The sequence below is a fragment of the Herbaspirillum sp. Her4 genome (assembly GCF_057961335.1).
Map to the genome: position 1 here is coordinate 868150 of NZ_CM176330.1, position 19470 is coordinate 887619.

15 protein-coding genes are annotated in these 19470 nt (G+C 61.6%); 11 read left to right on the top strand and 4 right to left on the bottom strand.

Annotated features, from left to right (window positions below; all coding sequences use genetic code 11):
• Positions 1 to 101: 101 nt before the first annotated feature.
• Positions 102 to 1676 carry a methyl-accepting chemotaxis protein gene (locus tag ACWFUC_RS04010; protein WP_489624176.1) on the top strand — a complete coding sequence of 525 codons (1575 nt, stop codon included), beginning with the start codon at positions 102 to 104 and terminating at the stop codon, positions 1674 to 1676.
• 4 nt (positions 1677 to 1680) lie between these two features.
• Here ACWFUC_RS04010 and ACWFUC_RS04015 read toward each other — a convergent pair whose 3' ends face one another.
• The gene (locus tag ACWFUC_RS04015) at positions 1681 to 2571 is read right to left on the bottom strand and encodes a TauD/TfdA dioxygenase family protein (protein WP_288069931.1); all 891 of its coding nucleotides are present in this window, start codon (positions 2569 to 2571) and stop codon (positions 1681 to 1683) included.
• A gap of 155 nt (positions 2572 to 2726) precedes the next feature.
• Here ACWFUC_RS04015 and ACWFUC_RS04020 point away from each other — a divergent pair, with 155 nt between their 5' ends.
• From ACWFUC_RS04020 to ACWFUC_RS04040, 5 genes are all read left to right on the top strand, one after another.
• Complete coding sequence (locus ACWFUC_RS04020) at positions 2727 to 3662, top strand: cupin-like domain-containing protein (RefSeq protein ID WP_489624177.1); 936 nt, start codon at positions 2727 to 2729, stop codon at positions 3660 to 3662.
• 277 nt (positions 3663 to 3939) lie between these two features.
• Positions 3940 to 4914, top strand: coding sequence for a DUF4123 domain-containing protein (locus ACWFUC_RS04025; RefSeq protein WP_489624178.1), 975 nt, complete (start codon positions 3940 to 3942; stop codon positions 4912 to 4914).
• Positions 4915 to 4916: 2 nt separating this feature from the next.
• Positions 4917 to 7757: a T6SS effector BTH_I2691 family protein gene (locus ACWFUC_RS04030; RefSeq protein WP_489624179.1), complete on the top strand. Its 2841-nt coding sequence runs from the start codon at positions 4917 to 4919 to the stop codon at positions 7755 to 7757.
• Positions 7758 to 7852: 95 nt separating this feature from the next.
• Positions 7853 to 8608 (top strand): putative type VI secretion system effector, encoded by a 756-nt coding sequence (locus ACWFUC_RS04035; protein ID WP_489624180.1) that lies wholly within the window; start codon positions 7853 to 7855, stop codon positions 8606 to 8608.
• A gap of 32 nt (positions 8609 to 8640) precedes the next feature.
• Positions 8641 to 9396, top strand: coding sequence for a putative type VI secretion system effector (locus ACWFUC_RS04040; RefSeq protein WP_489624181.1), 756 nt, complete (start codon positions 8641 to 8643; stop codon positions 9394 to 9396).
• A gap of 102 nt (positions 9397 to 9498) precedes the next feature.
• Here ACWFUC_RS04040 and gatB read toward each other — a convergent pair whose 3' ends face one another.
• The 3 genes from gatB to gatC all read right to left on the bottom strand — a co-directional run bounded on the left by gatB (position 9499) and on the right by gatC (position 12847).
• On the bottom strand, positions 9499 to 10959 hold the full coding sequence (gene gatB, locus ACWFUC_RS04045) for an Asp-tRNA(Asn)/Glu-tRNA(Gln) amidotransferase subunit GatB (RefSeq protein WP_489624182.1): 1461 nt from the start codon (positions 10957 to 10959) through the stop codon (positions 9499 to 9501).
• A 45-nt stretch (positions 10960 to 11004) separates the two neighbouring features.
• Positions 11005 to 12471 (bottom strand): Asp-tRNA(Asn)/Glu-tRNA(Gln) amidotransferase subunit GatA, encoded by a 1467-nt coding sequence (gene gatA / locus ACWFUC_RS04050; RefSeq protein ID WP_034340678.1) that lies wholly within the window; start codon positions 12469 to 12471, stop codon positions 11005 to 11007.
• A 73-nt stretch (positions 12472 to 12544) separates the two neighbouring features.
• Entirely contained in the window at positions 12545 to 12847 is a 303-nt protein-coding gene (gatC, locus tag ACWFUC_RS04055) for an Asp-tRNA(Asn)/Glu-tRNA(Gln) amidotransferase subunit GatC (protein ID WP_134134198.1), read from the bottom strand.
• Between the two features lie 358 nt (positions 12848 to 13205).
• On the opposite strand from gatC, the gene ACWFUC_RS04060 reads away from it, so the two are divergent.
• The 5 genes from ACWFUC_RS04060 (at position 13206) to rodA (ending at position 19315) form a co-directional block, all read left to right on the top strand.
• Entirely contained in the window at positions 13206 to 14249 is a 1044-nt protein-coding gene (locus ACWFUC_RS04060; protein ID WP_006465688.1) for a rod shape-determining protein, read from the top strand.
• A 328-nt stretch (positions 14250 to 14577) separates the two neighbouring features.
• Positions 14578 to 15666, top strand: coding sequence for a rod shape-determining protein MreC (mreC, locus tag ACWFUC_RS04065; protein WP_489624183.1), 1089 nt, complete (start codon positions 14578 to 14580; stop codon positions 15664 to 15666).
• Complete coding sequence (gene mreD, locus ACWFUC_RS04070; RefSeq protein WP_034340686.1) at positions 15663 to 16172, top strand: rod shape-determining protein MreD; 510 nt, start codon at positions 15663 to 15665, stop codon at positions 16170 to 16172. Before mreC ends, mreD begins: the two co-directional genes overlap by 4 nt.
• Before the next feature lie 19 nt (positions 16173 to 16191).
• Positions 16192 to 18165, top strand: coding sequence for a penicillin-binding protein 2 (gene mrdA, locus ACWFUC_RS04075; protein WP_489624184.1), 1974 nt, complete (start codon positions 16192 to 16194; stop codon positions 18163 to 18165).
• Between the two features lie 40 nt (positions 18166 to 18205).
• Complete coding sequence (gene rodA, locus ACWFUC_RS04080; protein WP_034340689.1) at positions 18206 to 19315, top strand: rod shape-determining protein RodA; 1110 nt, start codon at positions 18206 to 18208, stop codon at positions 19313 to 19315.
• The last annotated feature ends 155 nt before the right edge of the window (positions 19316 to 19470 follow it).

Here is a 19470-nt window from a genome sequence, read left to right on the forward strand (position 1 = left end):
AGGATGGGCTGCCCGTCCTTGCTGCCAGCGCCCGGCTCACGATCACAACAGAAAAACAGCACACCAGCCGCCGGTCGCCTCACTCAATCAGGGGAGACGGAATGAAAAACCTCAAGATCGGCGTACGCCTGGCCATCGGCTTCATTGCCTTGCTGATGTTGATGGCCGTGATGGTCGGCCTGGGCGTGTGGCGTCTGGGCAATATCGGGGACGCCACCGACGAGATGACCCAGATTGCGCTGAAGAAAGAGCGCGATGCCGTACAGTGGCATGCGGCCATCAAGGAAAACGGCGTGCGCACCTTCGCCGTCATGAAGAGTGATGACGATGCCTTCCAGCAATACTTCCAGAAGCAGATCGATGCGCAATCGGCCAAGATCAGCCAGCTGCAGAAGCAAGTGGAAGCGGCCATCACCGATCCCGAGGAAAAGCGTCTCTTCGCGGAAGTCGGCAAGCTGCGGGCCGCCTATCGCGATACGCGGCAAAAGATCTTCGACATCAAGACCGCCGGCGACGATGCACGCGCCCGCGAGATGACCGATACCACGCTGGTGAAGATGATGGATGAGTACGCCGACAGCGTGCTGCGCTATGCCGATTACCAGAAGAAGGTGATCGACCAGGCCGCCACTGAGATCAACGGCGACTATCGTTCAGGCCGCAGCATGCTGCTGATGCTGGGTGCGCTGGAAATCGTGCTGGGCGCGGCACTGGCCTGGCTGCTCACGCGCAGCATCACGCGCCCGCTGAACCAGGCGGTGAGCATCGCGGAAACGGTGGCCGCAGGCGACCTCACCTCGCGCATCGAGGCCAATAGCCGCGACGAAACCGGCCAGCTGCTGGCCGCGCTCAAGTCCATGAATGGCAACCTGCAGGACATCGTGGGGCGCGTGCGTTCCGGCACCGAGACCATCAACGTCGCCTCGCGCGAGATTGCCACCGGCAACCTCGATTTGTCGGCGCGCACGGAACAGCAGGCCGGTTCGCTCGAAGAAACCGCATCGGCCATGGAACAGCTCACCTCCACCGTCAAGCAGAACGCCGACAATGCGCGCCAGGCCAATGCGCTGGCCGCATCGGCCTCACAGGTGGCCAGCCAGGGTGGTGCGGTGGTGGAGCAGGTGGTGGCGACCATGGGCGAGATCCACGCTTCGTCGCAGAAGATCGCCGACATCATCGGCGTGATCGATGGCATCGCCTTCCAGACCAACATCCTCGCGCTCAATGCGGCAGTAGAAGCGGCGCGCGCCGGTGAGCAGGGACGCGGCTTTGCGGTGGTGGCCTCCGAAGTGCGCTCGCTGGCGCAGCGCTCAGCGTCGGCGGCCAAGGAGATCAAGCAGCTGATCGGGGATTCCGTGGAAAAGGTCGGCGATGGCAGCCGCCTGGTGGCCCAGGCCGGTGACACCATGCAGGAGGTGGTGCACAGCGTGGCGCGCGTGACCGAGATCGTGCGCGAGATCACGCTGGCCAGCCAGGAACAGAGTGATGGCATCGAACAGGTCAACCTGGCCATCACCCATATCGATGAAGCCACGCAGCAGAATGCCGCACTGGTGGAAGAAGCGGCCGCGGCGGCGCGCTCCATGCAGGATCAGGCGGCCTCGCTGACCGAGGCGGTCAGCGTGTTTCGTCTCGATACCACCTTGGTAGCGGACGCGCCAGCGCGCCCTCAGTAATCGCTCAACGCGGCACGTCGCCTTCGACGGTGGTGCGATAGAGCGTGCGGCGCAGGTGTTGCGGGGTGATCGCGGCGTAGTGCTGGGTGCTGCGGTTGTCCCAGAACACCATGTCATGCGCCTGCCATTGGTGCGTGTAGACATTCTCCGGACGGGTGATGTGGGCGTGCAGTTCCTTGAGGAGCGCATCGCTTTCGTCACGCGGGATGCCGATGATGTGCGAGGTAAAGCCTTCGCTCACGAACAGGATCTTGCGGCCGCTTTCCGGATGGGTGATGACCACCGGATGCTCCACCGGCGGCACTTCATCGATCTGCTGCTGCGTCAGCGGCTGGCGCCACGGCGAGAGCTTGCGCAGGCGCTCGTAGCGGTAGACGTAGGAGTGCACGGCGCGCTTGCCTTCGAGCTGGGTCTTGAGCGCGGCGGGCAGGCTGTCCCAGGCGGCAGCGGTATTGGCGTAGAGCGTATCGCCGCGTTCAGCGGGCAATTCTTGCGAATGCAGCAGCGCGCCCAGGCTGGGCTTGGGCATGTAGGACAGGTCCGAGTGCCAGTCCGCGCCGGCATCGACCAGGCCGATGGGCTTGCCGTTCTCGACCACGTTGGAGACGATCAGGATCTCCGGATGCCCGGCCAGGTGGAAGCGGTTGAGCACGTGCACCTGCAGCGGACCAAAGCGGCGGCTGAAATCGATGTGCTGCTGCGGCGTGATGCGCTGCTCGCGGAACACCACCACCCCATGCTCGACCAGGGCACCGCGAATGCGCGCCAGCTCTTGCGCCGAGACCGGCAAGTTGAGGTCCAGGCCAACGATTTCCGCGCCCAGCGGGGCGTCGAAAGGACGGATCTCGAAGTGTTGTTGCGTCTGCTGCGTGCGTTCCAGTGTGGCGACCGACATGGGGGCTCCTGTGTAGGCGGTGCCAGCCCGGCGCATGTCCGGCTGGCCAAACGCTTATTACACTCCCCCGGCTACCCCGGAACAAGGAAGAAGAATTCATATCCTTATGCGGCAATCGAGATAGGGACTGCCGCAACCCCTTTAAAATGGCGAGGATGAAACCGTCCGAGCCTTCTCCTTCACTTCACCCCGGAACCGCCCATCCTGCGGCACGGTCCCTGCCGCCACGCCCCGATGTCAGCGGCCTGAGCACGGAGGAAGCTGCTGCACGCAAGGCGGCGCGCGACCAGCGCGATGCCAAGGTGCGTGGCGTGCGTTCGGTGGCCGAGATGCGTGAGGCCATCCGTGCGGCGAGTGCAGCGTTGCCCGAGGTGCACGAGATCGCGCGCATCGGTCCGCAGAAGACGGCGGCCTTCCGTGAACGGGCACGGGCGGGATTGCCGTTCATCATGACGGGCATGGCCGGCCGCTGGCCGCTCTCGGCGATGTCGGTGCAAGCGCTGCGGGAACACTTCGGCCAGCTGCCGGTGCGGGCCCGCGTGGGCGACTACATCAACACCGCCTTCGCGCCGGACCGCGCCATGCAGGACATGACGCTGGTCGATTACCTGGAACAGGCGCTGGCCGATGAGAGCGGGCTGCCGCCCTATCTGGGCAATCTGGAATTGCGGGAATTGAATCGCCTGTGCCACTGGCCCAACTTCTTCGAGAAGATGGGGCCGCCGCGCTTCTGGATCGGCCCGGCCGGCTGCATCACGCCGCTGCATTGCGACTATGACGACAATGTCTTCGCGCAGGTATGGGGCAGCAAGCGCGTCTGGCTGGCACCGCCGCATCATGACCAGTATCTCTATCCGAAGGAGGCCAATGCCATCCTGTTCGGTTCTCCCTTCGACCCCGATCATCCGGACCTGGAGCGTTTTCCGCTGGCGCGCCAGGCGGCACTGGTGTGCTGCGAAGTGCAGCCGGGAGAGATGCTCTACATCCCGGCGGGTTGGTATCACCAGGTCAGTTCATTGACCTTCTCGCTGTCGAGCAATCGCTGGGCGCGGGGGCGGCCATTGGTGTTGGACGCCGCAGAATCGCCATGATCGAAACATTGACGAGATAAACGTCGATCATTTTCTAGCTTCCGCTTCTTTTTCTTCCCTTTACGCCTTCCGCAGATATTGGCCCCGCATGATGTGCGGCCTTGCTGCGGCCTGATGCAGACACGCTTCTGCACCTGTTTTCACTTCAACTTCACCAACAGTCCAGATCGCAGCTTCTTCCTGAAGACCTGACGACGAGGAAAACCGTGAAGTCCCAATCGCAACCCGCACGATCAACCAGGCGGCTCGCTGCGCCGACACCTGCGACATCAAGCACATGGACTACGTGAGCCGCCAAGCGCCAGCGGTGGCTGGCGGCGCTGATGTGCTGATCCAGCATCTGCACCGCCATTTCAGCGCTCATTCGGACAGTCGATGCCTGCTGTGGATCAATCCTGTGCTTCAAGATCCCTTCGACGCCGGCGAAGTGGAGCAAGACAGGCGCGTGCGCCTTCCTGTGGCGCATGCCAACTTCGACCCGCTGCTAGGGCCCTATCTGGTGACGCTGGATCTGGCGCGCCGTCACGACTCCGATCTGCTGGAACGCAGCGTGCAATGGGCTTGGGCCGACTGGACACTGGAGCAGCTACAAAGAATGCGTGGGCATTCGGTATGTGGATGGATCACCTGCTCCGTCAGTGCCGAGGATCTGGCCCGACATTGGGCTGCAAGCTGCTATCTCCACAGATGGAACGGACTGGACACCTTGCTGCGGTTTCATGACCCCGGGGTGCGCGAATGGCTTTGGCCCATGCTCGATGCTCAGCAACGCCACACCTTGCTTGGCCCGGCCCAGGCCATCTGGGCCATCGGACGGCAACACAGCTTGCTGGTTCAGGACCGTTCTCCAGAAGACCTCTCTGCCATCGACAGCGCGCCATCCATGATGCGCCTGAAACTGAGTGTCGACCAGTGGGCTGGCGTCAGTGACTTTGCCAACGTCCATGCCGCATGGCTGCAGCTGTGCTCGCAAGACAGCCTGTGGGCTGACCGGCTCGCCATGCAAGCCGGCTGGCCCCAGCGCACCTTCCACCGTCTGCAACATGCCAGCCGTTACGGTTTGCGCGACGCCCGTTGCCGCACCCTGTTTGCCAGACACGCGCTGGAGATTGGCATGGACTTCCATCTTGCCCCCTTGCTGGCCCCGGTATGGCTGAAGACGGCGGAGGGTGTGCCATATGGACGGGCTCTGGAAGACGTCATCCACGACCGCCCTGACCTGCTGGCAGGGATTTTTCGAAAGGCGCTTTGATCATGGCTTGTACCAATCCTCAGAATCCATCCTGCCCGAACTGCAACAAAAGCGGTCTGGCCATCCTGCCGGTACGCTATTGCGTGGTCCCCAAGGAGGTTGATGCATTTGTCCCCGCTCCGTTGGGCAACAAGGTCTTGACGGTTCCTCTGCGCAATCACAACTATGCGCTGCGCACCTTGAGACAGGGTTTCCTCTATCTCTTCCACGAGAAGCATCCCAGCGGCAGCCACATCAAATGGGAAGTCTTTGCGGTCTCCGAGGCCGGCACGCTATGGAAGATGCCATCGGCGAGCGCCATCCGGCTCGTCAGCGAGGAACCCCAGTGCGCGCGCAATGGGCACAATCTCCCGGCATCGGTCATCACGATCGAAGAGCCACAACACTGCAAGCGAGTCTGGCTGGCGTTTTCCGAGCATATGTGGAGTGCGGAGACACTGGCCGACTTTGAGCGTGACGTCAAACTCCGTGACCGCCGGATGCAGTGCTTGGAGCCGGCGACCTGGATAGCCGCTGGCGGCTATCGTCACGGGCTTGCCGCGAGCAAACGCAACATCGAGCAGATATTGGAATATCGCCCGCGGTATGACGCTGGCACGCTCAACAGAAGCGGCATGAGAAACATCAGCAAGCCGGCCAAGGATGGCAGCTACTTCAAGGAAGTACTCACGCGGGAAAGCACCGTCCATGTCTCCTTTTCCCGTGCGGATCAGAGCGAGACCATCGCTAGCCTGATGCAGCAGATCGGCAAGCAGGCAAAGGGAAAAGATCATCCGCCCATGATCATGGGGCTGTGGGATGCGGTAGGCATCGTGCATGAGCTCAATGGCTATCGCAATGACGTGGTCGGTTGGTCGGAAAAGTACGTGGACGAACTGGAGCAGCAGGTCTCGGCGATGATGACCATTGACGGCTTGCGGGAAGTACTGGGGGAACGCGCGGCTCAATTTCAAGAGGCGGTTCAGCAGGCACAGCCTATCAGGCAACCTGATACCGGGCCGATACGGGCCCGTGCCGCGACTCGTCCGATGCAGGAGCGGCAGAAGCTTGAGGAAATCTGCGACCTCATCGATGACTTGCGCATGACGGACATTTCGCCCCGGGTCATCGATCCTGACCATCTGCTCCACCGCGTCAATCGACTACCTGAACCGCAGCGTAGCGAAGAACTGGCAAAGGTGCGCGTGAAGGCTGACGAACTGGTGCGTGCACGGGGAAAAGCGGGCCGCAAGAATGTTGCCTACGCGCGTGCCGGTGCATGGAAAAAATATGAAAGCCGGCTGGACAAGCCGCTGCTGGAAAAATTCAAGAAGAACTACCAGGCTTTCCAGGACGAGGTCGCTCGCATCGCCGAGGAGCGGACGGAAGACCTGGTGCTCTGGCTGGAATCGAAGAGTCTGCTGGACGCCTTCAGCGAGTTTCATGGAAAGAACGTCCATGACGGCATGGTGTTTGACGATCAGGTCGGCCGTGCGCTCTTTGGCATGAACCACAGCCTGGTTGGTCAGCGCAAGATCGCAGCCTGGGTGGACGACATGCAGGCCACCGAGAGCAATCTGCTATGGAGGGCCATGGCGCTCAATCAGGTCGAAGCGATGCACGAACTCGATGCCTACCTGAAAGAGGCCAGCGCCCACAACGACAAGCAGGTGCTGGCGTCCAGCCTTGGCTGGCACACCGTCTTTCAAAAGAGCCTGAAGTCGGTAGCCGACGTCTACAAGAAGGCTAAAAGCCTCTACGTCGCTAACGACAAGGCGGCCTCCGCGAAAGGGTCGATGGCCTTCGATGTCGCACTCAAGGCATATCCCACACGGGGCATCGATCGTCAGATCATGACGACGGGTGACGCCATCATGCGGCGATTCCGGATCGACAGCGCGCTCGATTATGGGGGCGAGAAAATGATCCAGCACCTTTTGAGCATCCGGGCGCTGGTGGATCCGGCGGACTCGCTGCAGCTGATACGGGTGCAATCGAAGGAAGAAGGCATTGCGCGACAGCAGACTATGGAGCGGCTGCGCACGGCCCGGACCTTCCTGATGGAAGACAAGCCGGAGATGAGAACGGTGCAGGCGGAGAAGTTGCGCGCGGCCTGGGAAGGATTCAAGAACAGCGGCACGCACACCAATGCCGTCAAGGACATCCGGTTGAACCTGCTGGTCATGTTCATCGAGGGGGGCAACTTCGCCAAGATGATGGGCGAAGTCCTGAAGAAGAATGACAAGAAAAGCTGGCTGGCGCTGGCCGCTTCAGGCATGACGATTACGGCGGGCCTGTTCGATATCACGGCGACGCTGGTGAAAGGGATTGCGCAGGATGCGGCAGGTGATTTTGACAAGGGCGCTTCGCTCTGGAGCTATCAGCGGTTGAAGTTGGCGGGGGGATTGTTGAGTGCCGGGGGATCGGCGATTGGGGCTTATTTGGACTATGAGGAATTTGCTAAGGCTGCGGATAGAAAGCAGTGGGGAGTTAGCTTTTTATACGTATTGAAAACCGGCGCAGGAGTAGCTAGCACAATCATCTCCATAGCAACTGCATTCACTTACTCTGCCCCATATATACGTCATTTAACTACTAAGTCAGTTCTTCTTCTCGCTGCAAAAAAGGTAGGTCAGAAGGAAGTTCCTTTACTTGTAGCAAGGGGTTTATTGATGACGATGGGAGGGGCGCTCTCTATCGGACTATTCGCTCTACAAGTCCTAATATGGATTTTCGCTGACGACGAGTTGCAAGTCTGGTGCTCCCTCTGCTCATTTGGAGAAAAGCGAGAGACCCCCGCTGGGTACGCGTCTAATAGGGAACAAATGCTGGCTCTCAACAAGCCCTGGTGGAGCTTGCGCTAGCACCTCCTGCCAAGGAAGCGAATTCCGAGAGAGCTTGGGGATCTCTTGAAGATCCCACATTGGAAGAATTGCGGATATATTTTTGAAAGACAGAAATGACCGAATTTATAGACATCCCCAACGACGATGATTTTCAGAAATTGGCAGGCCATATAAAGAATTTCAGGAAGTCACGCGAGACAGCCAATTTCTTCTTCACTGCACGCGATCAGAGCAACATGCGCCTCGGAGCCATTCTGTCGGCCTTGATCGGTGACTCCGGGCAGGCGGCGACTCTGTCTAACTATGCCTCTTCCATGGAGGGCATCGGAGACTATGTTCAACTTGAGCTTGACGGGCGTACTCTCGGTGGATGGTTATGGGGAAGTCCTTTCAAGGACGGCGACTATGTAGAAGCCGCCGTCAGACGACAAGGAAACTGCTACGAGCTGTTCGCTTTGTATAAACCGGGGGAACGCACTATTGCCCTTTATCCCCATTGCATCAAAGGCACGCGTGCTTTCTTACGTAGCGCCGTAAGAAGGACCTTGGTTACCAACGCTCTCTTTCTCACAGCCATTTCCCTCATCATCCTTTTGGGCGGAAATCAGTCGCTGAGCTACCGGATAGAATTCATTTCTTCAATAGAAGCGAGGTGGGGATTCTTGCTTGCCATCGCACTCACCACTGGTATTTGCTTCGCCATACTTTGGAAATGGCTCCCCTTTGCAAAGCTCGCGGAAAAAATATTTCGTGCTCTAGATTTTCCGCGACCCGCCGAGGTCAATTTGTCGGAATCCACCAAGCGTCTAACCGCACAGGATGAGGATGACGAAGATGAGGAAGACAACGGCCTCTATTTTAAATATTAGAAGAGCCGGCTATCCGAGCACAAAGTTAAAAGTTGACCGCCTTTATAGACATCCCCAACAGCAATGATTTTCAGAAATTATCAGGGCATATAAAGAATTTCAGAAAGTCACGCGAGACAGCCAATTTCTTCTTCACCGCACGCGATCAGAGCAACATGCGCCTCGGAGCGATTCTGTCGGCCTTGGTCGGCGACTCGGGGCAAGCGGCGACTCTGTCGAACTATGCCTCTTCCATGGAGGGTATCGGCGATTATGTTCAATTTGAGTTGGAAGGACGTCGTGTCTATGGGTGGTTGTGGGGCAGCCCATTCAAAGATGGCGACTATGTAGAAGCTGTGATCAAGAAGCAAGGTGGCAGTTACGAATTGTTCGCTCTGTACAAACCAGCAGAACGAACTATCGCGCTTTACCCCCATTGCATCAAAGGAACCCGCGCATACCTCCGCGCTGCCCTGAGACGGACCTTGTTTGCCAACGCTATTTTCATCACTGCGCTTTCTCTTTTATTTCTGTTTGGCGGAAAGCAGTCACTGGAGCAAGGAATCAAATTTATTTCCTCAAGGGAAGCCCTGGGGGGTCTCTTCCTTGGCATGGTAATCACCTCGGGAATTTGCTTCACCATGCTTCGAAAATGGCTTCCGTTCGCCAAGCTGGCAGAAAAGATCTTTCGTGCGCTGGAGTTTCCATCACCCTCCGACATCAATTTGTGGGAGTCAACCAAACGGCTGACCGCACCGGATGAGGATGACGAGGATGAGGAAGACAACGGCCTCTATTTCAAATATTAAAATCGTCCCCTCTTTCCAAGCCCCCAATAACAAACCCCACGCCCGTTGCCAGGCGTGGGGTTCATCCACCAACTTGTTGCGCTACCAGGCAACGGGCGTGAATCAGCCCGCCAGCTTCTTGCGCAGCAGTTCCGTCAATTGCGCCGGATTGGCCTTGCCGCGCGTGGCCTTCATGGCCTGGCCGATCAGGGCGTTGATGGCCTGTTCCTTGCCGGCGCGGAATTCCGCCACCGACTTTTCATTGGCGGCCAGCACCTGGTCCACGATGGCTTCCAGCGCGCCGCTGTCCGAAATCTGCTTCAGGCCCTTGGCTTCGATGATGTCATCGGCCAGGGAATCCTTGTCGGACCTGGCTTCCCACATGCCCGCAAAGACTTCCTTGGCGATCTTGTTGGAGATGGTGCCGTCGGCGATGCGCTTCAACAGCAGCGCCAGTTGTGCGGCCTTCACGGGCGCATCGGCGATGTCGGTGTCTTCGCGATTGAGCGTGGAGGCCACGTCACCCATGAGCCAGTTGGCGGCCGGCTTGGCCTGGTCCTTGCCCGCGGCAGCCACCACAGCTTCGAAGTAGGAGGCCATGCCCTTGGATTGCGTAAGCACCATGGCATCGTATTCCGGCAGCGCATAATCGGCCACGAAGCGCTCGCGCATCGCGGCGGGCAGCTCGGGCATGGTGGTCCTGACGCGCTCGATCCACTCCTGCGAGATGGCCAGCGGCGGCAGGTCGGGGTCGGGGAAGTAACGGTAATCCTGCGCGTCTTCCTTGCTGCGCATGGAACGGGTTTCCTTCTTGTCCGGATCGTAGAGGCGGGTTTCCTGGACCACGGTGCCACCGTCCTCGATCAGCTCGATCTGGCGGCGCACTTCGTAGTTGATGGCCTCTTCCAGGAAGCGGAAGGAGTTCAGGTTCTTGATCTCGCAACGGGTGCCGAATTTCTCCTGGCCCACCGGACGCACCGAGACGTTGGCGTCGCAGCGGAAGGAACCTTCCTGCATGTTGCCGTCGCAGATGCCCAGCCACACCACCAGCGAATGCAGGGCCTTGGCGTAGCCGACGGCTTCGGCGGCGCTGCGCATCTCGGGTTCGGTGACGATTTCCAGCAAGGGCGTACCGGCGCGGTTGAGGTCGATGCCGGTCATGCCCTGGTAGTCCTCGTGCAGGGACTTGCCGGCGTCTTCTTCAAGGTGGGCGCGGGTCAGGTTGATGGTCTTGATCTCGGTCTTGCCGTCCTTCTCGACGGCGAAGGACATGGTGCCGCCTTGCACCACGGGGATCTCGAACTGGCTGATCTGGTAACCCTTGGGCAGGTCAGGATAGAAGTAATTCTTGCGCGCGAACACCGAGCGCGGGGCGATGGTGGCGCCGATGGCCAAGCCGAACTGGATCGCACGTTCCACCGCGCCCTTGTTCAGGACCGGCAACACGCCCGGCAAGGCCAGGTCCACCGGGCTGGCCTGGGTGTTGGGCTCGGCGCCGAAGCGGGTCGAACTGCCGCTGAAGATCTTGGATTGGGTCGAAAGCTGCGTGTGCGTTTCGAGGCCGATGACGACTTCCCACTGCATGATGTTGTCCTTGCGAATGCTGTTGTAGTTGACGAGAGCCCGCGATCAGGCCGGTTCGCGCAGGTGCCAGTCGGTGGCCTGCTGGAACTGGTGCGCCACGTTCAAGAGGCGCGCTTCGTCGAAATAATTGCCGATGATCTGCAGGCCGACCGGACGCTTGCCGTTCTTCTCGCCCTGTCCGAATCCGCAAGGAATGGACATGCCCGGCAAACCGGCCAGGCTGGTGGAGAGCGTGAAGATGTCGGCCAGGTAGTTGGCCACCGGGTCGTCGGTCTTGTCGCCCAGGTCCCAGGCGACGGTGGGCGAGACCGGGCCCATGATGACGTCGCACTGGCGGTTCTCGCCGGCCAGGGCGCGCTGGAAGTCCTCGGCGATCAGGCGGCGGATCTTCTGGGCCTGCAGGTAGTAGGCGTCGTAGTAGCCGTGCGAGAGCACATAGGAACCAACCAGGATGCGGCGCTTGACCTCGTCGCCAAAGCCTTCGGCGCGCGACTTCTTGTACATGTCGGCCAGGTCCTTGTAGTCGGCGGCACGGTGACCGTAGCGCACGCCATCGAAGCGCGACAGATTCGACGAGGCTTCGGCCGGGGCGATCACGTAATACACGGGAATGGACAGCTCTGTCTTGGGCAGCGAGATCTCGACCAGGGTCGCACCCAGCTTCTCGAACTCGGCCAGGGCAGCGCGCACGGCCGCTTCCACGTCAGCGGCCAGGCCGGCACCGAAGAATTCCTTGGGCACGCCGATGCGCAGGCCTTGCAGGCTCTGGTTCAGCGAGCGGGTGAAATCTTCCTTGGGACGTTGCAGGCTGGTGGAATCGCGTTCATCGAAGCCGGTCATGGCGTTCAACAGCAGGCCGCAGTCTTCGGCCGTCTTGGCGATCGGGCCGCCCTGGTCCAGCGAGGAGGCGAAGGCGATCATGCCGTAGCGCGACACGCTGCCATAGGTCGGCTTGATGCCGGTGACGCCGCACAGCGAGGCCGGCTGGCGGATCGAGCCGCCGGTATCGGTGGCGGTAGCGGCCGGCGCCAGGCGCGCAGCCACGGCAGCGGCCGAGCCGCCGGAGGAGCCGCCAGGGATGGCGGTCTTGTCCCAGGGATTCTTGACCGCGCCATAGAACGAGTTCTCGTTGCTGGAGCCCATGGCGAATTCGTCACAGTTGAGCTTGCCCAAGGTGACGGTACCGGCCGCGTTGAACTGCTCCACCACGGTGGCATCGAAGGGGCTCACGTAGTCCTGCAACATGCGCGAACCCGCTGTGGTGCGCCAGTTGCGGGTGACGAAGATGTCCTTATGTGCAATGGGCACGCCGGTCAAAGGACCGGCATCATTGCCTGCCAGGCGTACATCGGCGGCCTTGGCCTGCGCCAGGGTGAGGTCGCGGTCCACATGCAGGAAGGCATTGAGGTCGCTGGCCGCAATGCGGTCCAGGAACAGGGTCGCCAGTTCAGTGGCGGAAATCTTGCGCGCTTGCAGTTGCGCGGACAGTTCTTTGAGGGTGAGCTTGTGCATGGAGTCGGTTACGCTGCGGTCTTGCGGGCCGGCTGGGCCGGAAGCGGACGGTGGCTGGCGCGAAGCGCCGGATTCATTCAATGACCTTGGGCACCAGGTACAGGCCATCCTGGGTGGCCGGGGCCGGTTGCTGGTAGTCCTCGCGGCGATTGGATTCTGTCACGGCATCTTCGCGCAAACGCAGTGCCAGCGCCGGCTCGATGGCGGCGATCGGGTGCGACAGCGGTTCCACGCCGGAGGTATCGATGGCCCGCATCTGTTCCACCAGGGCGAAGATGCCATTGAGCTTGTCCAGGGTGGCATCGGCCTCGGCCGGGGTCAGCTCCAGTTGGGACAGTTTGGCGATGCGTTGGACGTCGGAAAGGACTAGAGACATGGTCGAAAGGACGCGCAGGGCGCGCCGCGTGATGTTGAAATTGGAAGACCCGTAGCCGCTGCGGCCGCAAGGCGTTTTCCGCAGCCTCGTTGCCGGGGCAAGTTCGCTTGCGCGGCGGGTCGACCGGGTCATGGCGTGAATCGCTTGAAAAACGGCAAACCCGCGCCAGATGGCGGCCGGAAGCTCCCGTAAAGCGGACGTTTTTGGCAAACTGGCTTGCTGGTTTCTCGAGAATTATAAGGTAGAATGTCGGATTAATGCCTTGCAGGCGCCTGATTTTCGCGTCGCCGCAGCATGAACGGACACCTCCCCCTATCAAAAAGCTAGGCGCCCCCTCGCGGGCGCATCAGGACAACTCATGTTTGGATTTCTCCGCAGTTACTTCTCCAACGATCTGGCGATCGACCTCGGCACCGCGAACACGCTGATCTACGCGCGCGGCCATGGCATCGTGCTGGACGAGCCGTCGGTGGTGGCGATCCGCCAGCAAGGCGGCCCCAACGGCAAGAAGACCATCCAGGCGGTCGGCAAGGAAGCAAAGCAGATGCTGGGCAAGGTGCCCGGCAACATCGAGGCGATCCGCCCGATGAAGGACGGCGTGATCGCCGATTTCACCGTCACCGAGCAGATGTTGAAGCAATTCATCCGCATGGTGCATGACTCCAAGCTGTTCCGCCCCTCCCCGCGCATCATCATCTGCGTCCCCTGCGGTTCGACCCAGGTGGAACGCCGCGCCATCCGCGAATCCGCACTGGGCGCGGGCGCATCCCAGGTCTACCTGATCGAGGAACCGATGGCTGCGGCCATCGGCTCGGGCCTGCCGGTCTCCGACGCCACCGGCTCGATGGTGGTCGACATCGGCGGCGGCACCACCGAAGTGGGCATCATCTCGCTGGGCGGCATGGTCTACAAGGGTTCGGTGCGCGTGGGCGGCGACAAGTTCGACGAAGCCATCGTCAACTACATCCGCCGCAACTACGGCATGCTCATCGGCGAACAGACCGCCGAAGCGATCAAGAAGGAAATCGGCTCGGCCTTCCCCGGCTCGGAAGTCAAGGAAATGGAAGTCAAGGGCCGCAACCTGTCCGAAGGCATCCCGCGTTCCTTCACCATCTCCAGCAATGAAATCCTGGAAGCCCTGACCGATCCGCTGAACAACATCGTCTCGGCCGTCAAGAACGCGCTGGAACAGACCCCGCCGGAACTGGGTGCCGACATCGCCGAAAAGGGCATGATGCTCACCGGTGGCGGCGCCCTGCTGCGCGACCTGGACCGCCTGCTGATGGAAGAAACCGGCCTGCCGGTGATCGTGGCCGAAGATCCGCTGACCTGCGTGGTGCGCGGCTCGGGCATGGCACTGGACCGCATGGACAAGCTGGGTTCGATCTTCTCGGCTGAATAAGCCGGCCGAAAGTCGCAGAACAGCCACAGCACCAAAGTACAGCAGTATCAAGGTACATGGGCCTGCCGGACAGCAGGCCCGGGCAGCAAAGCATGAACCGGCAGCGATGTACTGCCGGATGAGTGGGGAACCGAACCGTTCGATATGACGCCGTTCACACCGACCAGCCACAGGATGCGCACCCCGCGTGCGCACCCGATGCAGCGTCGGCGGGTACGGGGTCGCCAGAGCGCCTCGGCTCCCCTTTTTGTTACCGTTTTCGACGCAGGAAGTGAGTTATCCGCCTGCAGCCGGTCACCTGGTGTGACCCTGCAGTCGGCCTGACGCCATGGAAATCCCACCACTCTTCAAGCAGGGCGCTTCGGCCCGGGTGCGCGTGACCGTCTTTGCATTGATCTCGGTCGTGATGCTGGTGGTCGACGCCCGCATGCACGTGCTGGGCACGCTGCGCCAGGCGCTGGGCACGGCCCTCTATCCGTTCCAGACGGTGGCCATGGTGCCGCGCGACGCCTTCACCAATTCGTCCGAATACTTCTCTTCGCTGGCCTCGCTGCAGAAGGAAAACCGCGAGCTGCGCCAGCAGCAGATCGTCAACGCCCAGCTGATGCAGCAGGAACGCCTGCTGGCGGCCGAGAACGTGCAGCTGCGCAAGCTGCTGGACATGCAGCAGAAGGTGCCGGTCAAGTCCATCGTCGGCGAGATCCTCTACGATGCGCGCGATCCCTTCACCCGCAAGATCATCCTCAATCGCGGTTCGCAACAGGGCGTCACGGCCGGCCAGCCGGTCATCGACGAGGTCGGCATCGTGGGCCAGGTGACGCGGGTATTCCCGTTCTCCTCCGAAGTGACGCTGCTGACCGACAAGGACCAGGCCATCCCGGTGCAGGTACTGCGTAACGGCCTGCGCAGCGTGGCCTACGGCCGCGGCCAGACCGGCGCGCTGGACCTGCGCTTCATGCCGGCCAACGCCGATATCCAGAAGGGTGACGTGCTGGTGACCTCGGGCATCGACGGTGTCTATCCGCCGGGCCTGTCGGTGGCCAGCGTGGCGCTGGTGGAAACCCGTTCGGCGGACTCTTTCGCGCGCATCGTGTGCCGTCCGCTGGCCGGCATCGACCGTCATCGCCAGCTGCTGATCCTGCTGGTGGAACAGAACCTGCCGCCGCGTCCGGAGCCGGACGTGATCGATGAAAAATCGGCCAAGCTCTTCAAGCGCCGCCTGCGTGACAGCACCCGCGACAATAGCGCCGAGGATGCCAACGCCACGCCCAAGGACAAGCCCGCCGAAGACCGCAAGGGCGCCGCCAACGTGACACCGCCGGCCAAGCCTGCGGCAGCGGCCGCTTCAGCTACCCCGGCCGCGCCGGCTGCAGCAGCCGCCACCGCCAAACCGGCCGCCAAGGAATCCGCACGATGAACAACCAATACATCCTCCTGCCGGCCAGTCCGCTGTTCATCGCCTTCAGCCTCATCGTGGCGTTCGTGCTGAACCTGATGCCCTGGGGGCAGATGGTCGGCGTGCCCGACTTCGTGGCGCTGGCGCTGGTGTTCTGGAACATCCACCAGCCGCGCAAGGTCGGCATCAGCGTGGCCTTCATGATGGGCCTGCTGATGGATGTGAACGAAGCCACGCTGCTGGGCGAGAACGCGCTGGCCTACACCCTGCTGTCGTATTTCGCCATCATGATCCACCGCCGCGTGCTGTGGTTCCCGCTGCGCACCCAGGCGCTGCACGTGCTGCCGCTGATGCTGCTGGCGCAGGCGGTGCAACTGGTGATCCAGCTGCTGGTGACGGGCAAGTCGCCGGACTGGTTCTATTTCAGCGAGAGCCTGGTCTCGGCCCTGCTGTGGCCGGTGGTAAGCGTCCTGCTGCTGGCGCCGCAGCGCCGCGCGGTGGACCGCGACGAGAACCGCCCCATCTGAGGGGCCAGGTGCAAGCAGCATGACCGAATTCAAGAATACCGCGCATGAGCTGAGGCTGTTCCGGATGCGCCTGCTGGCTGCGAGCGTCCTGGTACTGGTGTGCTTCAGCCTGCTGCTGGCGCGCTTTTTGTGGCTACAGGTGGTGCGCCACGACGCCTACGCCGCCCAGGCCGAGGAAAACCGCATCTCGGTGGTGCCCATCGTGCCCAACCGCGGCCTGATCCTGGACCGCAACGGCGTAGTGCTGGCGCGCAACTATTCGGCCTACACGCTGGAAATCACGCCCTCCAAGATCAAGACCAACATCGATGACCTCATCGATGAGCTGGGCACCATCGTGGAAATCCAGCAGCGCGACCGTCGCCGCTTCCGCCGCCTGCAGGAAGAATCCAAGAACTTCGAGAGCGTGCCCATCCGCACCCGCCTCACCGATGAGGAAGTGGCCAAGTTCACCGCCCAGCGCTATCGCTTCCCCGGCGTGGAAGTGCAGGCCCGCCTGTTCCGCCAGTATCCCTACGGCAAGACTGCTGCGCACGTGATCGGCTACATCGGCCGCATCAGTCAGCGCGATGCCGAACGCATCGCCGACTCCGACGACGAAGCCAACTACAACGGCACCGACTACATCGGCAAGGAAGGCCTGGAAAAGAGTTACGAAACCCAGCTGCACGGCACCACCGGCTACGAGGAAGTGGAAATCTCGGCCAGCGGACGCGCCGTGCGCTCGCTCTCGCGCACCCCGGCCACGCCCGGCAAGAACCTGATCCTGTCCATCGACATCGAGCTGCAGAAGGTGGTCGAAGAAGCCTTCGGCGACCAGAAGGGCGCGCTGGTGGCGATCAACCCGGCCACCGGCGACATTCTGGCCTATGTCTCCCAGCCCTCCTACGACCCCAACTTGTTCGTCGAAGGCATCGACCAGCAGAGCTGGGATGAGTTGAACAAGTCGCCCGACCGTCCGCTGCTGAACCGCCCGCTGTCGGGCCTCTATTCGCCTGGTTCGACCTACAAGCCCTTCATGGCGCTGGCTGCGCTGGAACTGGGCAAGCGCCGCCCGCAGGATGCCATCCGCGATCCGGGCTTCTTCGTGCTGGGCAATCACCGCTTCCGCGACGACAAGGAAGGTGGCCACGGCGTGGTGGACATGTACCGCTCCATCGCCATCTCCTGCGACACCTATTACTACATGCTGGCCAATGACATGGGGGTCAATGCCATCCATGACTTCATGAAGCCCTTCGGTTTCGGCCAGATCACCGGTATCGACCTGGAGCACGAGAAGCGCGGCATCCTGCCCTCTACCGAGTGGAAGCGCACCGCCTTCCGCAAACCCGAGCAGAAACGCTGGATCGCCGGTGACACCGTCTCGCTGGGCATCGGGCAGGGCTACAACAGCTTCACCCCGCTGCAACTGGCGCAGGCGACCTCCATCCTGGCCAACAATGGCGTGGTGATGAAGCCGCACCTGGTCAAGATCATCGAGGACGGGGTGTCCCACGAGCGCACAGAGACCGTGCCCAAGGAAAGCTATCGCATCCCGCTGAAGCAGGAAAACATCGACTTCATCAAGCGCGCCATGGTGGGCGTGGTCAAGGAAGGCACGGGCGCAGCCGCCTTCCGGGGCGCGCCCTACGAGTCGGGCGGCAAGACCGGGACGGCGCAGGTGGTCAACATCGCCAAGAACCAGAAGTATGATTCCAAGAAGCTTTCGCGCATCTACCACGACAACGGCCTCTACATCGGCTTTGCGCCGGCCGACGCGCCGCGCATCGCCATTGCGGCCGTCGTCGAGAACGGTGGCTGGGGTGCCGGCGTGGCTGCCCCGCTGGTGCGCAAGGCCATGGATTACTTCATGCTGGGCAAGCGCCCCAATGAGCCGATCAAGTCGGTCGCGCCCGAGGCGGTGAGCCCGGATACCCCGGTCGAAGGTTCCACCTCCGAAGACGCCGGCAGCAGCAATACGCCGACCGTCCAGCCGGATGTGCAGGAATGAGGCCTGACATCGCAACAAGCAGTACGCACGAGGAGCCGGCATGAGCCTGCAACGTCCGCCCCTGTGGCAAATCATCAAGCCGCACCTGACGGTGTTCGACGGCGCGCTGTCGCTGATCGTGTTCCTGATCCTGTCGGTGGGCATCGTCACCCTCTATTCGGCTGGCATGAACTTCCCCGGCCGGGTGGAAGACCAGCTGCGCAACATCCTGGTGGCCTTCATCGTCATGTGGGTAGCCGCCAACGTCTCGCCCCAGCTGCTGCTGCGGCTGGCCGTGCCGGTCTATACGGTGGGGGTGACGCTGCTCATCGCGGTGGCGCTGTTCGGCATCATCAAGAAGGGCTCGCGCCGCTGGCTCAACATCGGCATGGTGGTGCAGCCTTCCGAGATCATGAAGATCGCCATGCCGCTCATGCTGGCCTGGTACTTCCAGAAGCGCGAAGGCATGCTGCGCTGGGATGCCTTCCTGGTGGCGGCGATCCTGCTGCTGATCCCGGGCTTTCTGATCATCCGCCAGCCTGACCTGGGCACCGGTCTACTGGTGCTGGCGGCCGGCTTCTACGTCATCTTCTTTGCCGGCCTGCCCTGGAAGATCCTGCTGGGACTCTTCGTGGCAGGCGCGGCCAGCCTTCCGGTGGTGTGGTCCTTCATGCACGATTACCAGCGCCAGCGCGTCATGATGCTGATCGACCCGACCTCCGATCCGCTGGGCAAGGGCTTCCACATCATCCAGTCCACCATTGCCATCGGCTCCGGGGGCGTCACGGGCAAGGGCTGGCTCATGGGCACCCAGACCCACCTGGAATTCATCCCCGAACGTACCACCGACTTCATTTTCTCGGTCTATTCGGAGGAGTTCGGACTGATCGGCAACTGCGTGCTGCTGGTGCTGTACCTGCTCCTGATCGGGCGCGGCCTGATGATCACGGCCAATGCGCCTACGCTGTTCACGCGCCTCTTGGGCGGGGCGATCACGATGATCTTCTTCACCTATGCCTTCGTGAACATGGGCATGGTCAGCGGCATCCTGCCGGTGGTGGGCGTCCCGCTTCCCTTCATGAGCTATGGCGGCACCGCGCTGGTCACGCTGGGCCTGGGCGCAGGCATCCTGATGAGCATCCAGCGCCATCGCAAACTGGTTCAAAGCTGATCCGGACGCATACCCTTCTTGTTGCAGGAATGGCAAGTTTGCGAGGATTCGTGAACTTGCTGTACTGACGAGTTGTCAGCCTCGGTGCATTGCAGTCTGGTATCGTTGCGAACATTCCGGCCGGGACCCGCAAGCACCAGGCCCCGCGCATCGAC

Coding starts and splice junctions, on each gene's coding strand:
- ACWFUC_RS04010 (WP_489624176.1), top strand. CDS start 102: ATGAAAAACCTCAAGATCGGCGTACGCCTGGCCATCGGCTTCATTGCC.
- ACWFUC_RS04015 (WP_288069931.1), bottom strand. CDS start 2,571: ATGTCGGTCGCCACACTGGAACGCACGCAGCAGACGCAACAACACTTC.
- ACWFUC_RS04020 (WP_489624177.1), top strand. CDS start 2,727: ATGAAACCGTCCGAGCCTTCTCCTTCACTTCACCCCGGAACCGCCCAT.
- ACWFUC_RS04025 (WP_489624178.1), top strand. CDS start 3,940: ATGGACTACGTGAGCCGCCAAGCGCCAGCGGTGGCTGGCGGCGCTGAT.
- ACWFUC_RS04030 (WP_489624179.1), top strand. CDS start 4,917: ATGGCTTGTACCAATCCTCAGAATCCATCCTGCCCGAACTGCAACAAA.
- ACWFUC_RS04035 (WP_489624180.1), top strand. CDS start 7,853: ATGACCGAATTTATAGACATCCCCAACGACGATGATTTTCAGAAATTG.
- gatB (WP_489624182.1), bottom strand. CDS start 10,959: ATGCAGTGGGAAGTCGTCATCGGCCTCGAAACGCACACGCAGCTTTCG.
- gatA (WP_034340678.1), bottom strand. CDS start 12,471: ATGCACAAGCTCACCCTCAAAGAACTGTCCGCGCAACTGCAAGCGCGC.
- gatC (WP_134134198.1), bottom strand. CDS start 12,847: ATGTCTCTAGTCCTTTCCGACGTCCAACGCATCGCCAAACTGTCCCAA.
- ACWFUC_RS04060 (WP_006465688.1), top strand. CDS start 13,206: ATGTTTGGATTTCTCCGCAGTTACTTCTCCAACGATCTGGCGATCGAC.
- mreC (WP_489624183.1), top strand. CDS start 14,578: ATGGAAATCCCACCACTCTTCAAGCAGGGCGCTTCGGCCCGGGTGCGC.
- mreD (WP_034340686.1), top strand. CDS start 15,663: ATGAACAACCAATACATCCTCCTGCCGGCCAGTCCGCTGTTCATCGCC.
- mrdA (WP_489624184.1), top strand. CDS start 16,192: ATGACCGAATTCAAGAATACCGCGCATGAGCTGAGGCTGTTCCGGATG.
- rodA (WP_034340689.1), top strand. CDS start 18,206: ATGAGCCTGCAACGTCCGCCCCTGTGGCAAATCATCAAGCCGCACCTG.